We start from the raw sequence: 14,089 nt of genomic DNA on the forward strand, positions 1-14,089 counted from the left end.
CTCTTCATGTCGAAACCACCTCTTGCCAACTATCTCGCACAACCTGGCTGGGCACGACTTCGACACTGATATCCGAGTTAGATATGAAAGTGAATCCCCCATTCAGCGTCATTGCTCCTCCGGAAATCATGGACCCTCCTATCACAGAACTGCCATTCTGCGTTATGTCCCCATCGGCCCAGAAAACACCATACGCATCATTTTTTCCGTTAAACGCAATACTGCCAGTAGAAAACATGGCCACATCGACAGACTGTTGGTCACTTAAGTTAGACGCTCCATTATGGTCGATATTGCCATTAGCAAATAGCGTCACGTTATTAAAGCTACCAGAAACCGTCAGTTCGCCATTGCAAAAGTATGTCTTACCCCCCATATCCCCACTACCCAAAAAATCACAACTACTATCACTAGCATCCAATATTACAAAATCCTCACCCGCCACCTTATTATAAACATTGGAACTATCAAAAAATTCTGAAACAAGTGGCACATCTTTCTCTTCAGCGCCAGAGGATGAAGTCACATTTTCGTACCCTTCACCTATTACTGGCGCCTCTCCTACCGCTGTAATATTACTGACACTTTCGGCATCAATTTTGACACTAACGTTACTGTTTGAATGAACATTTCCAAATAGCAGCGCTCCTCCGTTAACAGTGACGTTGCCGTGCGCGAGCATTCCTTGAGTAAACGCAGGCAGCAGCTCACTTTCAAACTGGACAGCAATGATCCTTTCCATCTCATCGCCACGGCCTTTTATTGCACCATGTACAAGCACGGTGATTTCGGAGCCATAACAAGCCAACTCGTATTGATAGGAAATCACCGGTCCGGCATAACTCTCAGACGACGCAATATCCACAGCCGGTTCTATGCGCTCATGACTTGGAACACATGAAGCAATGAAGCTACCGTCAGATATCGGCAGTGCCAATACTTCGTCTCTTGACGCTCCATACTCCGCAGCCATTAGGGAAAGCGCGGCCATGCGCTGATTGCCTGCCATAGCCTCCTCCAACCGAGATAATTGGAAACTACTGAGGCCAAGCATCAAGGCAACCGTCAGGAATACGAGACTGACCAGCAAAGCGGCCCCTTTCTGTTGCTGCATCGTCATGCCCCCGTGATTAGCTCCCAGCATTAACCTGGGCAATGATGGCGGACCGACTTGCCGCCCTGAACATGACCTCTCGGCCTGTTGTAGCTTCGCTGTCTAGCGCAGAAAAACGTACAGAAATATCTATATACGCAACGCTTCCATTGACATTCCCTGAGGTAAAACTTACCAAATCAAGGTTCGATACCAAAGGCTCCTCAATGGGATCAACTCCACTGCAATGTGTCGTCAGAGACAATGTCGATGTTTCAACCACAAATTGATAGTCCACTCGCTCCAAGTTTCCGCCGGAACAGTAAGGGTCCTCAGAGCGACTTTCTCCATAGCGAAGAATCAAAGTACTTCCAGTATTCGTGACTGCCATATTGTTATCTGCAGTCCTGATATCCAGCGAGACCGAATCCGCCAGGAATCGAAGTATCTCCTGTCGGTCATTCAATTGATCGACACGCTCAAATGTCTGACGGCTCGCAAGGAATACCTGCGAGGCGCCAAGCAGAATAACCAGCCCTATAACCATGGCAATCATCAGCTCGATGAGGGTAAAGCCTCCCTGCCTCATGCCACTTCGCTCGCGCATGCTCATGGGGCTGCTGCCTCTTCCGGCAACCGCGTATAGTAAGTCAGCGTCGAGACATCGCCTTCGTCAGCGAATCGATCCTCGTCCCAGGTGACAGTAATCAGAAACTCACAGTCCCCTTGGACTCCAATCGAGCTTTCACTCAGCCCAGGCAACTTGGCCCCCCAATGGGTACGCCATTGTTCTTGTACCTCAGCACCAGTAGGGCAAGTACCCCCCGTGCCGGCCAAGGCAGTCCATAATCGTTCATTGGCATCCATGGCGATGACAGTTGCAAGCGAGCGCTGGTAGGACATATGGGCGCCCTGCATGGCCTTCAACTGCATGGCCGCCACGCCCAATAATCCCAAGGATAGGACCAGAATGGCGACCAAAGCTTCGACAAGGGTGAAACCCTTTTGGATGCCCCCATTCAAGCCGCGGTCACGCACATGTTTTCCCTATCCGGCCCATCAGGCCGATTTTGATGGATTCGCTTTGCCCTTGATGATTCAGTTCTACCGCCTGACAGGAGCTTTCCGTCAAGCGGCCCAGCGAGTTGAATGTCACCTGACGGGCACTGCTTTCCGAGAGTGCCACAGGTGTTGAGTCGGCATTCCTATATAGCAGGCACTCGGTTTGTGTGGTGTCGGTACAATCGATACTCGTCAAGGCTGTTCCATCATCGACCTTGACCTCTAGTCGCCAACCGGAATCTCCTAAACGCGTAATCTCGGCAGTTACCGCCTCACGGCGCTTGACGGCTTCGCTGCGTGCCAGGTTCAGACCTGCCAGTAGTTCGTTATGGTCGGCTGTCAGCCGGCTTGTGGCGATCAGGTTCTGAAAGCCGGGCACGGCGACGGTTGCCATGATGACAATTACTGCCAATGTGACCAATAGTTCGATCAGGGTTAGCCCCGCCTGCTTGGCTGAACTACCACCGACAGACATCGGCGCCCCCCACCCCCCTGGCCCCGGTTTGTGTCAGGGTAAAGCTTCCACAATCATCCCCTGCCTGATCCCCTTGCGGCGCGGCCGTCAGGGTAAAAGTGGAGGTGGTCAGCGCACCGGTAATTGCATAATGTCCGTCCGGTGACGCACTGCGGAAACTGCAATCGGTATAGGCACTATTGACCGTATAGCAACGCTCCAGTTGTTGCGCCGCTTCCATCAGGCCTGCCTGGCCGTCGGTACGTCGGGCCCTCTCGACATAACCGGTATATAACGGGTAAGCAATGGACGCGAGAATGCCGATGATCACCACGGTAATCATCAACTCTATCAGGGTGAAGCCCCTTTCGCGTCTCTGCATCACGCTACCTATGCCAATTAGTTTTGTTTCAGTATGTATCAGTCTATACGAGCCTGTCAGCCGACCATCCATAAAAAAGTCGGGCCGAAGCCCGACTTTTCGTTGAATTGCCAATGAGCCTTCTCAGCCACTGACGATGACCTGCTCGCGCAGCTCGCGCGGCATCGAGAACACAATGGTTTCCTCGCGGCCTTCAAGTTCCTGGGGCAATTCGGCACCCAGTTCACGCAGGCGCTCGATCACGCCTTGCACGAGCACCTCGGGCGCACTGGCTCCGGCGGTAATGCCGATCGTCTCGACGCCCTTCATCCAGCTTGCGTCGATAACGCTAGCGTCATCGATCAGTTGGGCCGGCGTACCCATACGCTCGGCCAGCTCGCGCAGGCGGTTGGAGTTGGAACTGTTGACGCTGCCCACCACCAGCACCAAGTCGCTTTCCGCCGCCAACTGGCGTACGGCATCCTGGCGATTCTGGGTGGCGTAGCAGATGTCGTCCTTGCGCGGCCCCTGGATTGCCGGGAACTTGGCACGCAGCGCATCGATAACCTTGGCCGTGTCGTCCATCGACAGCGTGGTCTGGGTGACGAAGGCCAGGGCCTCGGGATCTTTCACCTCAAGCGCCTCGACATCGGCCTCGTCCTCGACCAGGTAGATGTCACCGCCATGCGAGGTGTCGTAGCGGCCCATGGTGCCCTCCACCTCGGGATGGCCGGCATGCCCGATGAGGATGCACTCCTGGCCACGCTTGGCGTAGCGCAGGACCTCCATGTGCACCTTGGTCACCAGGGGACACGTCGCATCGAACACCTTGAGCCCACGCCGCTCGGCTTCCTGCTGGACGGCCCGCGACACGCCATGCGCCGAGAAAATGACGGTGACGTCATCGGGCACTTCGTGGAGTTCTTCAACGAAGATTGCGCCGCGTTCGCGCAATGTCTCCACCACGAAGCGGTTATGCACCACTTCATGACGCACGTAGATGGGCGGTCCCAGCACGTCCAGGGCGCGATTGACGATCTCGATGGCACGGTCGACACCGGCACAGAAGCCGCGGGGGTTGGCCAGCTTGATCTGCATGTAGAGCCTCGCTTGATACGCTCGGGTATCGTTGCGGATAAATTCAGTGTCAGTGGGTCGTTACCGGCTTCACTTCGAGCACCTCCACTTCGAAGGTCAGGGTACGCCCCGCCAGCGGATGGTTGAAGTCGACATCCACATGGGTGTCGTCAATGCTGACGATCACACCCGGCAGCTCGCCACCTGCCGCGTCGGCAAACGACATCACCAGCCCCTCTTCCAGCTCCGGTCCCTCGAAGCTGTCCCGCGGAATGCGTTGTACGTTCTGCGGATTGTGCTGACCGAAGGCGTGTTCCGGCGGGATCGTGTAGCTGCCGGTGTCACCGTCGGTCAGCCCCTTGATCGGCGACTCGAATCCTGGCGGCAGGTTACCGTCACCGTACTGGAACGTCGCCGGCTGCTTGTCGCGGGTCGAATCGATCACCGACCCATCCTCCAGCTTGAGGGTAAAGTGCAGCGTCACTTCCATGCCGTCGCCAATACGATATTCGCTCATCTTTGCGTTCCTGTGTTCGGGATCAAGACCGCGAGGTCTTGTCGCGTTCCCCGCGTGCATCGCGCAGGGACTCGAGAATCATGCCGATGGCTCCCAGCGTGATGGCCGTATCGGCCAGATTGAAGGCCGGGAAGTAATGGTTTTGCCAATGGAAGGATAGGAAATCCACCACGTAGCCGTGAACCACTCGGTCATACAGATTGCCCAGCGCCCCGCCGATGACCAGCGCCAGCGACGCGGCCATCAGTTTCTCGTGGGCCCGCAGGCGAGTCAGCCACACGGTAAGGCCGATACTGGCACCGACGGCGATCACCGCGAACAGCCAGCGCTGCCAGCCGTCATGCTCCGCCAGGAAACTGAATGCGGCCCCAGTATTGTGCAGCAGCGTCAGGTTGAAGACCGGCAATACCACCACCGGCTGGCCATAGACCAGCAGGCTGCTGGCCAAGGCCTTGGCACCAAGATCAAGTACGATCACCGCGACCGACAGCCACAGCCAGCGCAGTGGATGGGTCATTGGCGGAGTCTGCGCCTCAGGCATAATGACGCTCTTCACCGGGGCCTTCCGGCAGGTTGCTGATGCAGCGCCCGCACAGGTCGGGATGCTCGGCATGGCTGCCGACATCCTCGCGATGGTGCCAGCAGCGCTCGCACTTGGCATGCGAGCTGGCCGTCACTGCCACCTTGAGGCCAGTCAGCTCGGTCGTTTCAGCATTCTTGGCCTCGGCGCTATCCAGCGATGCCAGATGCACCTCGCTGGTCAGCAGCACGAAACGAAGCTCGCTGCCCAAGCGGCCCAGCGACTCGCGCAGGGCGTCGTTGACATAGAGTGTCACCTCGGCAGCCAGGCCACTCTTGATGACCTTGGCGTTGCGCGCATCTTCCAGGCACTTGTTGACGGCCTGCTTGACCTCCAGCACCTGCTCCCAGAAGTCGCGACCGAACACGGCATCGTCAGCCAGGGTGTTCAGGTCCGTGTAGAAGGTCTCGAGCAGCACACTGGCCTTGCGCTCGCCGGGGATGTGCTCGTAGATTTCCTCGGCCGTGAACGACAGGATCGGCGCCACCCAGCGCGCCAGCGCCTCGACGACACGATAGAGCGCCGTCTGGCAGCTGCGCCGTGCCAGGGAGTCTGCCTGCGTGGTGTACTGGCGGTCCTTGATCACGTCGAGGTAGAAACCGCCCAGCTCGCGGGCACAGAAGGTGTGCACCTGCTGGTAGACCTCGAGGAAGCGGTAGTCGGCATAGGCCTTCTCGATGCGTGCCTGGAGCTGCGCCGCCCGGTCGACCACCCACTGGTCCAGCGCCAGCATGTCCTCGAAGGGTACTGCGTCGCGCTGGGCATCGAAGCCATTCAGGTTGGCCAGCAGAAAGCGCGAGGTATTGCGGATGCGCCGGTAGACGTCTGCGGTGCGCTTGAGGATCTCGTCTGAGACCGCCATTTCGCCAGAATAGTCGGTGGAAGCGACCCACAGGCGCAGGATGTCCGCACCCAGCTTGTCCATTACCTCCTGCGGCGCAACCACGTTGCCTACCGACTTGGACATCTTGCGGCCCTGGGCATCGACGGTGAAGCCGTGGGTCAGCAGGCCCTTGTACGGCGGATGACCGTCGATGGCGCAACCGGTCAGCAGCGAGGAGTGGAACCAGCCACGATGCTGGTCGGAGCCTTCCAGATACAGATCGGCAGCCGGCCCTTCGCCCTGCTCGGGATGATCGAAGACCGCTGCGTGAGAGCCGCGCAGCACATGCCAATGCGTCGTACCGGAATCGAACCACACGTCGAGCGTGTCGGTGACCTTTTCGTAGAGGGCAGATTCATCTCCCAGCAGCTCGGCAGGGTCGAGGCGGAACCAGGCATCGATACCTTCTTTCTCGATACGGCTTGCCACTTCTTCCATCAACTCGACGGTACGCGGATGCAGCTCGCCGCTGGCACGATCGAGGAAGAACGGGATCGGCACCCCCCAGTTGCGCTGGCGCGAGATGCACCAGTCCGGCCGGTTGGCGATCATCGAGTGCAGGCGCGCCTTGCCCCAGCTCGGCACGAACTGGGTCGCCTCGATACCGTCCAGTGCACGCTGACGCAGCGTCCGGCCATCCTGCCCCTCGATATCCATGCCCACGAACCACTGGGCGGTGGCACGGTAGATTACCGGCGTCTTGTGGCGCCAGCAGTGCATGTAGCTATGGGTGATCTTCTCGTGGGCCAGCAGTGCGCCGACTTCCTCGAGTTTGGCGACGATCTGTGGATTGGCCTTCCAGATCATCTGCCCGCCGAAGAACGGCAGGTCATCGACGTAGACACCATCGCCCATGACCGGATTCTGGATTGCCTCGAACTCCATGCCGTAGGCGCGACAGGTGACGAAGTCATCCACGCCGTAGGCCGGGGCAGAATGGACGATGCCGGTGCCGGCATCGGTTTCCACGTAGTCGCCCAGATAGACCGGCGAGAGGCGGTCGTAGAACGGGTGGCGGAACTGCAGATTCTCGAGCTTGGCCCCGGCCGTGGTGGCCGTCACCTCGCCCTGCAGATCGAAGCGCTGCAGGCAGCTCTCGACCAGCGCCTCGGCCAGCACCAGCAGGCGTTCACCGGTGTCGACCAGTGCATAGTCAACGTCGGGGTGCACGTTGAGCGCCTGGTTGGCGGGAATGGTCCAGGGCGTAGTGGTCCAGATCACCACGGCGGCCGGCTTGGAAAGCCGCTCGAGCCCGAAGGCCGCAGCCAGCGCCGAGGAGTCTTCCGCGGCGAAGGCCACATCAATGGCATCCGACTTCTTGTCGGCATATTCGACCTCGGCCTCGGCCAGTGCCGAGCCGCAATCGAAGCACCAGTTGACCGGCTTGAGTCCCTTGAACACGTAGCCATGTCGGACCATCTCGGCCAGCGCACGGACTTCGCCGGCCTCGTTGACGAAGTCCATGGTGCGGTAAGGGCGCTCCCAATCACCGATCACGCCAAGACGCACGAAGTCGGTCATCTGGCCCTGGATCTGCTCGGCGGCGTACTCGCGGCACAGCGCCCGCGCCTCGTCGGGCGGCAGGTGCTTGCCGTGGGTCGTCTCGACCTTGTGCTCGATGGGCAAGCCATGGCAGTCCCAGCCCGGCACATAGGGTGCATCGAACCCGGCCAGGCCCTTCGACTTGACGATGATGTCCTTGAGGATCTTGTTGACAGCGTGCCCGATGTGGATGCTGCCGTTGGCATAGGGCGGGCCGTCATGCAGCACAAACGTCTTGCGGCCCTGGCCCGCCTCGCGCAGGCGCTGATAGAGATCGATCTCCTGCCAGCGCTGAATACGTGCCGGCTCGCGCTTGGGCAGGTTGCCGCGCATGGGAAAATCGGTTTCAGGCAGGTTCAGGGTATGCTTGTAGTCGCTCATGGGGTTCCATCATCGTCGCGTCCGACGGGCGACGAGCCCGCCGGGGAGTCAGTATTCACTGCAATCGGGGCCAGAGGCGCCGATGCCAGATAACGTGTCCAGTCCTGCTTGTCATTACCGGCCAAGGCGTTCCGGTCCCGGTACCAGCCCTCGAAATAATGTCGCGCCCGCACCTGATCGGCATGAATCTGGCGCTTGAGGGCATCCAACCCATCGAAGGTCATTTCCCCACGCAGCCGGGCACAGGGAACTACCTCGAGCCGCTGACCGTAAAGATCGCCATCGAAATCGAACAGATGCACCTCGAGTACGGGCCGCCTGGCGCCCACCGTGGGCCGCCACCCCACATTGGCCACCCCGGCAACCTCGCGGCCGTCGGCCAGGCGAGAGATCACCGCATAGACACCGCGCAGTGCCAGTGGACCGGGCAACAGCGGGAGGTTGGCGGTGGGTACACCTATCGTACGACCCAGTTTCTGATCGGCCACGACACGCCCGCAGAACCGATAGGGGCATCCCAGCATACGGGCTGCCTGGGCAAAGTTACCGCTCGCCAGCAGGGTGCGCACCCGGGAACTCGATACCCGCTCGTCGTCGAGCTGGAAGGTACGCGTATGTTCCACGCCGAAGCCGCATTCCCTGCCTACCTGCGCCAGCAATTCGAAATCACCGAGCCGGTCACAACCGAACCGGAAATCGTCCCCGACCACCAGATGACGTACGTCGAGCCCCTGCAGCAGGATACGGTCGATGAACTGGCGTGCCGTCAGGCTGCGCAAGGCATCGTTAAACGGAAGGCAGAGAATGCGCTCGGCCCCGTACGAGGCCAGCAGCCAGGCCTTGTCACGCAGGCGGGTCAGGCGCGGCGGGGCCTGGTCACCGGCGAAGAATTCCCGCGGCTGGGGCTCGAAGACCACGACCGTCACCGGCAGGCCGAGCGCCTCGGCCTGGCCACGCAACTGATCGAGAATCGCCTGGTGACCGCGATGCACCCCATCGAAGTTGCCGATGGTGGCGACGCAGCCGCGATGATGCTCGCGCAGATTGTGCAAACCGCGGATCAGTTCCATGCGTCGTTCACGAGTCGATAAAAGGGTCAATTATAACGAAGGGGCCGGACCTTGACAGCCGCACTCCCGCTTCTTGCCTCAGCCATTCAGTCGAAAGTGCCGCAGGCGAATACCACAGGCCGCCAGCCAGGCGAAATAGATGCCCGCCCCACCGATGACCAGCCCGCCCAGCACCAGCGCACGTTGCCACACGCTCCATGCCAACCAGGCTTGCCAATCCGGCGAGAACCACCACAATCCGGCAGTCAGCACAGCACAGCCACCGCCCAGTTGCCAGGCATAGCGCCCCCAGCCGGGCTGGAATATCAGCACCCCCTGACGGCGCAGTCCTCGCGCCAGCAACCCTGCATTCAGGAAGGCAGACAACGCCGTGGCCAAGGCCAGTCCGGCATGCGCCAACGGCAGGATCAGCGCCAGATTGAAGGCCATGTTGGCGACCATGGCAATCATGCCGATCTTGACCGGCGTGGCAGTGTCCTGCCGCGCAAAGTAACCGGGAGCCAGGACCTTGATCAGCATGAAGGCAATCAGGCCCAGGGCGTAGGCCCTCAGGCTCATGGCTGCCATGGCAATATCACGATCAGTCATCGCACCATAGTGGAACAGGCTGATCAGCAGTGGCTCGGCCAGCACCGCCAGCGCCAACGCTGCCGGCAAGCCGATCAGCAGTACCGCCCGAATCGCCCAGTCGAGCATTTTGGCGAAATGTTCGGTGGATTGTTCCGCATGCCGCTTCGACAGGGCCGGCAGGATCACTGTGGCAATCGCAATCCCGAAGACTCCCAGCGGTAGCTCCACCAGGCGATCGGAATAGTACAGCCACGACACGCTGCCCGCGGCAAGGAACGAGGCCAGCACGGTATCCAGCAATAGATTGATCTGTGACACCGAGACCCCGAACAGCGCGGGTGTCATCAGCTTGAGGATACGCCGCACCCCGGGATGGCGAAACTTGGGCCATGGTGTCGGCATCAATCCCAGGCGCATGAGGAACGGCACCTGAAAAGCCAGTTGCGCCGCGCCGGCAATCAGAACGCCCCAGGCCAGCGCCATTGACGGTATCGACACCCAGGGTGTCAGCCACAATGCTGCCCCAATCAACGAAATATTGAGCAGTACCGGCGTAAAGGCCGGGATCGCGAAGCGGTTCCAGGTATTGAGCACGCTCCCCGAGAATGCCGTTAGCGAGATCAGCAGCAAATAGGGAAACGTCAGCTGCAGCATCTCGGCGGTCAGCGCCAGCTTCTCGGGGTCGCGCGCGAACCCCGGCGCGAACAGCCAGGCCAGCCAGGGCGACAACCCGATGGCAGCCGCGGTGATCAATGCCAGCACCACCGCCAGGCTACCCGACACGGCATCGAGCAACTCCCGCACCTCTGCCCGTGAACGCTGGGTGGCGTACTCGGAGAGCACCGGCACGAACGCCTGGTTGAACGCCCCTTCGGCAAATAGCCGGCGCATGAAGTTTGGAATCTTGAAGGCGACGAAGAAGGCGTCCGCCCCACTGCCCGCGCCAAACAGCGCTGCAATGACCACATCGCGAGCCAACCCGAGCACGCGCGAGAGCATGGTCATCATGCTGACGACCAGTCCGGAGCGCAGCAGGCCGGCGCGCGGTGCCCGCTCACCTTCGGGGGGGACGGCCTCCGCCTGTCCCGGTACCGAGGCAGGGCTGCCCGATGCCCAGTCGCCCGCCGAGGGCGATGATGACGCCCCGGCATCCAATTGCGCATTTTCCTGGGCTGCAGGCGGTGTCTTGCGACTATCGTCAGGCTGCACTGCCGTCTCCTTACATGCAGGCCGGAATATCATGCACAAAAAAACCGGCCGAGGCCGGTTTTTCTGCCGAGAACCCAGACCCGACGCGATGCGCCGGCGGCGTTTCCCGTGGCGACCGGCTTACGCAGCCAGTGCCTTGATACGCTTGTTCAAGCGGCTCTTGATGCGAGCGGCCTTCTTCTTGGACAGTGCGTCCTTGTCGGCAATGCGGTCGATGACCGGCTGGGCTGCCTTGAACTCGGCCATGGCGTTCGCATGGTCGCCGCCCTGGATAGCCTTGATCACGCGCTTGATGTAAGTGCGGACCATGGAACGCTGACTGGCATTGTGCTTGCGACGCTGTTCCGCCTGACGCGCGCGCTTCTGAGCTTGCTTGGTATTCGCCACCGTAATCTCCTTGGAGAATCTGAAACCGAAGTTTCGGTGTTAGTTCGGAATAAGTCGTTGACCAGGCTTGGCTTTTACCATCTCCAAGCCGGTTTGGCCGTTAAAGAATCACGGGCCATGTCTGAGAGGATGCGGCATTCTATCATGCTGCCCCCGGCCTTGCTACAGCACCACCAGGTTGTCGCGATGAATCAGTTCCGGCGCTTCCATGTAGCCCAGAATCGCCTCGATCTGGTGGCTCGGCTGGCCGAGAATACGCATCGCCTCGTCGCTGCCGTAGTTGACCAGCCCCTTGGCGACCCTCTCCCCCTGCTCGTCGACACAGACCACCATGTCGCCGCGCACGAAACGCCCCTCCAGCGCCTTGACCCCCACCGGCAGCAGGCTCGATCCGCGGCTGCGCAACACGCTGACGGCTCCTGCATCCAGGGTGAGCGTGCCACGCACCTGCAACTGCCCGGCCAGCCAGCGTTTGCGGGCGGCCAGTGGGGCATGCTCTGGCCGCAGCAGGGTGCCCAGCCGCTCACCATCGACCAGGCGAGGCAGCACATCGGGCTGGCGACCACTGGCAATCGCCGTCACCGCCCCGGAGCGCGCTGCGAGGCGCGCCGCACGTACCTTGGTGGTCATGCCCCCCCGCCCAAGCGCGCCGCCGTCACCCGCCATGGCCGCCAGGCCGGGGTCGTCGGCGCGGCCTTCATAAACCAGCTGCGCCTGCGGATTGTGGCGGGGGTCGGCATCAAACAGGCCTTCCTGGTCGGTGAGGATGACAAGGGCATCGGCCTCGAGCAGGTTGGCGACCAGCGCACCCAATGTATCGTTATCACCGAAGCGGATCTCGTCGGTGACCACCGTGTCGTTCTCGTTGATCACCGGCACCACCCTCAGCCCGACCAGGGTGCGCAGTGCCGAACGCGCGTTGAGGTAGCGCTTTCGGTTGGACAAGTCGTCGTGAGTCAACAGCACCTGGGCACTGCGCAACCCATGCCGCGCGAAATGGCCCTCGTAGCACTGCGCCAGCCCGGTCTGCCCTACGGCAGCCGCTGCCTGCAGTTCATGCACCGCCGAGGGCCTGACATTCCAGCCCAGGCGCACCATGCCGGCCGCTACAGCGCCGGACGACACCAGCACCACCTCAATGCCGCGGGCATGCAAGGCGGCGATCTGATCGACCCAGCCACCAATGGCGGCTTCATCGAGACCGCGCCCATCGTTGGTCAGCAAGGCACTACCGATCTTGACCACGATCCGCCGCGCCTCGGTCAGCGCCTCCCGGCCAGGCATTCGTTCGCTATACGCCATGCTGCGCCCTATTGCACATACTCGACCTCGACATCGTAGTCGTCGTCATCGAAGTCATCGTCCTCGTCTTCATCACGCTTGCGCTTGCGGCTGAGTCGCGACTCGGCCCGCGCCACTGCCTCGGCCTCCATGCGGGCTCGCATGTCGCGCTCGTGCTCGGCCGCCGTCTCGTCCTCGGCTTCCAGGCGGCGCTGCTCGGTCAGCCAGCGATACACGGCTTGCACCAGCGCCTGGGTACCGTCACCGCTGATCGCCGAAATACGATGCACCGGCCCGTCCCAGGCCAGCCGAGAGACGATGTCCGCGACGCGCGACTCGCGCTCGTCCTCAGGCAATAGATCGAGCTTGTTGAGCACCAGCCAGCGCGGGCGCTCGGCAAGCGTCGCCGAGAATTGCTCGAGTTCATTGATGATGGCCTGGGCCGCATCGACGGGATCGGACTCGTCGAACGGAGCCACATCGACCACATGCAGCAGCAGGCGCGTCCGCGTCAGATGCTTGAGAAAGCGCAACCCGAGCCCGGCGCCTTCCGACGCTCCCTCGATGAGGCCCGGCACATCGGCCATCACGAAATGCTCGTGCATGCCCAGCTTGACCACGCCGAGGTTGGGCACCAGGGTGGTGAAGGGATAATTGGCCACCTTGGGCTTGGCAGCCGAGACCGAGCGGATCAGCGTCGACTTGCCGGCGTTGGGCATGCCCAGCAATCCGACATCGGCCATCACCTTCATCTCCAGACGCAGGTTACGACGCTCGCCTTCGGTACCCGGCGTCGTCCGGCGCGGGGCGCGATTGGTCGATGATTTGAAATGGATATTGCCCAGGCCGCGCCGCCCACCCTGGGCAACCAGCACCACCTGACCGGGCTCGGTCACGTCGGCGATAACCTCCAGGGTATCTTCGTCGATCAGCGTGGTACCCACCGGCACCTTGACGTGAAGATCGTCGCCGCCCTTGCCGCTCATCTGCCGGCCCTGGCCCGGCTGGCCGTTCTGGGCCTTGTAGAATCGCTGGTACTTGAAATCGATCAGGGTATTCAGCGACTCGTCACCGATCAGGTAGACGCTGCCACCATGGCCGCCGTCACCACCGTCGGGACCGCCCTTGGGCACGAACTTCTCGCGACGGAAGCTCAGGCAACCGTTGCCGCCCTTGCCGGCTTCCACGATGATCGAGGCTTCATCGACGAACTGCATCTGTCTTTCTCCCGACGGCCAACCTGCCATCATACGAAAAGGCCCCGCATCGCGGGGCCTTTTTCTGCCACGGTGGAACGGCTGCGCCTGGCAACCCTTCGCCCCGGTGGCGATACTGGTGCATCCCGCCTCAGGCGGAGACGACACTCACGAACTTGCGGTTCTTCGGACCCTTGGTCTCGAACTTGACCACGCCTTCGTTCAGAGCGAACAGGGTGTGGTCCTTGCCGATGCCGACACCGGTACCAGCGTGGAAACGCGTGCCACGCTGACGCACGATGATGTTGCCCGGGGTCACGACCTGGCCGCCGAACAGCTTGACACCAAGGCGCTTGGATTCAGAATCGCGACCGTTACGGGAACTACCCGCTGCCTTCTTATGAGCCATTGCTAACTCCTCGCTCG

At 61.0% G+C, this 14,089-nt stretch carries 15 protein-coding genes; all 15 read right to left on the bottom strand.

Annotated features, from left to right (window positions below; genetic code table 11):
* Positions 1 to 4 precede the first annotated feature (4 nt).
* The gene (locus BM194_RS17795; RefSeq protein WP_143097622.1) at positions 5 to 1,114 is read right to left on the bottom strand and encodes a pilus assembly PilX family protein; all 1,110 of its coding nucleotides are present in this window, start codon (positions 1,112 to 1,114) and stop codon (positions 5 to 7) included.
* A 16-nt stretch (positions 1,115 to 1,130) separates the two neighbouring features.
* A complete protein-coding gene (locus BM194_RS17800; RefSeq protein WP_218155424.1) occupies positions 1,131 to 1,706 on the bottom strand; it encodes a PilW family protein in 576 nt (191 codons plus the stop codon).
* Positions 1,703 to 2,131, bottom strand: coding sequence for a type IV pilus modification PilV family protein (locus tag BM194_RS17805; RefSeq protein WP_244891004.1), 429 nt, complete (start codon positions 2,129 to 2,131; stop codon positions 1,703 to 1,705). The genes BM194_RS17800 and BM194_RS17805 overlap by 4 nt, the downstream gene beginning before the upstream one ends.
* The gene (locus tag BM194_RS17810) at positions 2,124 to 2,630 is read right to left on the bottom strand and encodes a GspH/FimT family pseudopilin (RefSeq protein ID WP_092849636.1); all 507 of its coding nucleotides are present in this window, start codon (positions 2,628 to 2,630) and stop codon (positions 2,124 to 2,126) included. Before BM194_RS17810 ends, BM194_RS17805 begins: the two co-directional genes overlap by 8 nt.
* Positions 2,614 to 2,991 (bottom strand): type IV pilin protein, encoded by a 378-nt coding sequence (locus BM194_RS17815; RefSeq protein WP_092849722.1) that lies wholly within the window; start codon positions 2,989 to 2,991, stop codon positions 2,614 to 2,616. Before BM194_RS17815 ends, BM194_RS17810 begins: the two co-directional genes overlap by 17 nt.
* A 123-nt stretch (positions 2,992 to 3,114) precedes the next feature.
* A complete protein-coding gene (ispH, locus tag BM194_RS17820; RefSeq protein ID WP_092849638.1) occupies positions 3,115 to 4,068 on the bottom strand; it encodes a 4-hydroxy-3-methylbut-2-enyl diphosphate reductase in 954 nt (317 codons plus the stop codon).
* Between the two features lie 49 nt (positions 4,069 to 4,117).
* A complete protein-coding gene (gene fkpB / locus BM194_RS17825) occupies positions 4,118 to 4,564 on the bottom strand; it encodes an FKBP-type peptidyl-prolyl cis-trans isomerase (RefSeq protein WP_092849641.1) in 447 nt (148 codons plus the stop codon).
* A gap of 22 nt (positions 4,565 to 4,586) precedes the next feature.
* Positions 4,587 to 5,105, bottom strand: coding sequence for a signal peptidase II (gene lspA / locus BM194_RS17830; protein ID WP_092849643.1), 519 nt, complete (start codon positions 5,103 to 5,105; stop codon positions 4,587 to 4,589).
* Positions 5,098 to 7,950, bottom strand: a complete 2,853-nt coding sequence (ileS, locus tag BM194_RS17835) for an isoleucine--tRNA ligase (protein ID WP_092849646.1) — start codon at positions 7,948 to 7,950, stop codon at positions 5,098 to 5,100. The genes lspA and ileS overlap by 8 nt, the downstream gene beginning before the upstream one ends.
* Positions 7,947 to 9,020, bottom strand: coding sequence for a bifunctional riboflavin kinase/FAD synthetase (gene ribF, locus BM194_RS17840; protein ID WP_092849651.1), 1,074 nt, complete (start codon positions 9,018 to 9,020; stop codon positions 7,947 to 7,949). Before ribF ends, ileS begins: the two co-directional genes overlap by 4 nt.
* Before the next feature lie 78 nt (positions 9,021 to 9,098).
* Positions 9,099 to 10,622, bottom strand: a complete 1,524-nt coding sequence (murJ, locus tag BM194_RS17845; RefSeq protein WP_177223464.1) for a murein biosynthesis integral membrane protein MurJ — start codon at positions 10,620 to 10,622, stop codon at positions 9,099 to 9,101.
* A gap of 297 nt (positions 10,623 to 10,919) precedes the next feature.
* Positions 10,920 to 11,186 carry a 30S ribosomal protein S20 gene (rpsT, locus tag BM194_RS17850; RefSeq protein ID WP_092849656.1) on the bottom strand — a complete coding sequence of 89 codons (267 nt, stop codon included), beginning with the start codon at positions 11,184 to 11,186 and terminating at the stop codon, positions 10,920 to 10,922.
* Between the two features lie 162 nt (positions 11,187 to 11,348).
* Entirely contained in the window at positions 11,349 to 12,488 is a 1,140-nt protein-coding gene (gene proB, locus BM194_RS17855; RefSeq protein WP_092849659.1) for a glutamate 5-kinase, read from the bottom strand.
* 8 nt (positions 12,489 to 12,496) lie between these two features.
* A complete protein-coding gene (gene cgtA, locus BM194_RS17860; protein ID WP_092849661.1) occupies positions 12,497 to 13,684 on the bottom strand; it encodes an Obg family GTPase CgtA in 1,188 nt (395 codons plus the stop codon).
* Between the two features lie 130 nt (positions 13,685 to 13,814).
* Positions 13,815 to 14,072 (bottom strand): 50S ribosomal protein L27, encoded by a 258-nt coding sequence (gene rpmA, locus BM194_RS17865; RefSeq protein WP_092849663.1) that lies wholly within the window; start codon positions 14,070 to 14,072, stop codon positions 13,815 to 13,817.
* Positions 14,073 to 14,089 lie beyond the last annotated feature (17 nt).

Origin of the sequence: Modicisalibacter xianhensis, from assembly GCF_900113605.1 — a bacterium.
Lineage (GTDB): Bacteria > Pseudomonadota > Gammaproteobacteria > Pseudomonadales > Halomonadaceae > Modicisalibacter > Modicisalibacter xianhensis.

Excerpts from the sequence above, each read along its gene's own strand:
- BM194_RS17795 (WP_143097622.1), bottom strand. The coding sequence starts at position 1,114 with ATGCAGCAACAGAAAGGGGCCGCTTTGCTGGTCAGTCTCGTATTCCTG.
- BM194_RS17800 (WP_218155424.1), bottom strand. The coding sequence starts at position 1,706 with ATGAGCATGCGCGAGCGAAGTGGCATGAGGCAGGGAGGCTTTACCCTC.
- BM194_RS17810 (WP_092849636.1), bottom strand. The coding sequence starts at position 2,630 with ATGTCTGTCGGTGGTAGTTCAGCCAAGCAGGCGGGGCTAACCCTGATC.
- BM194_RS17815 (WP_092849722.1), bottom strand. The coding sequence starts at position 2,991 with ATGCAGAGACGCGAAAGGGGCTTCACCCTGATAGAGTTGATGATTACC.
- ispH (WP_092849638.1), bottom strand. The coding sequence starts at position 4,068 with ATGCAGATCAAGCTGGCCAACCCCCGCGGCTTCTGTGCCGGTGTCGAC.
- fkpB (WP_092849641.1), bottom strand. The coding sequence starts at position 4,564 with ATGAGCGAATATCGTATTGGCGACGGCATGGAAGTGACGCTGCACTTT.
- lspA (WP_092849643.1), bottom strand. The coding sequence starts at position 5,105 with ATGCCTGAGGCGCAGACTCCGCCAATGACCCATCCACTGCGCTGGCTG.
- ileS (WP_092849646.1), bottom strand. The coding sequence starts at position 7,950 with ATGAGCGACTACAAGCATACCCTGAACCTGCCTGAAACCGATTTTCCC.
- ribF (WP_092849651.1), bottom strand. The coding sequence starts at position 9,020 with ATGGAACTGATCCGCGGTTTGCACAATCTGCGCGAGCATCATCGCGGC.
- proB (WP_092849659.1), bottom strand. The coding sequence starts at position 12,488 with ATGGCGTATAGCGAACGAATGCCTGGCCGGGAGGCGCTGACCGAGGCG.
- cgtA (WP_092849661.1), bottom strand. The coding sequence starts at position 13,684 with ATGCAGTTCGTCGATGAAGCCTCGATCATCGTGGAAGCCGGCAAGGGC.
- rpmA (WP_092849663.1), bottom strand. The coding sequence starts at position 14,072 with ATGGCTCATAAGAAGGCAGCGGGTAGTTCCCGTAACGGTCGCGATTCT.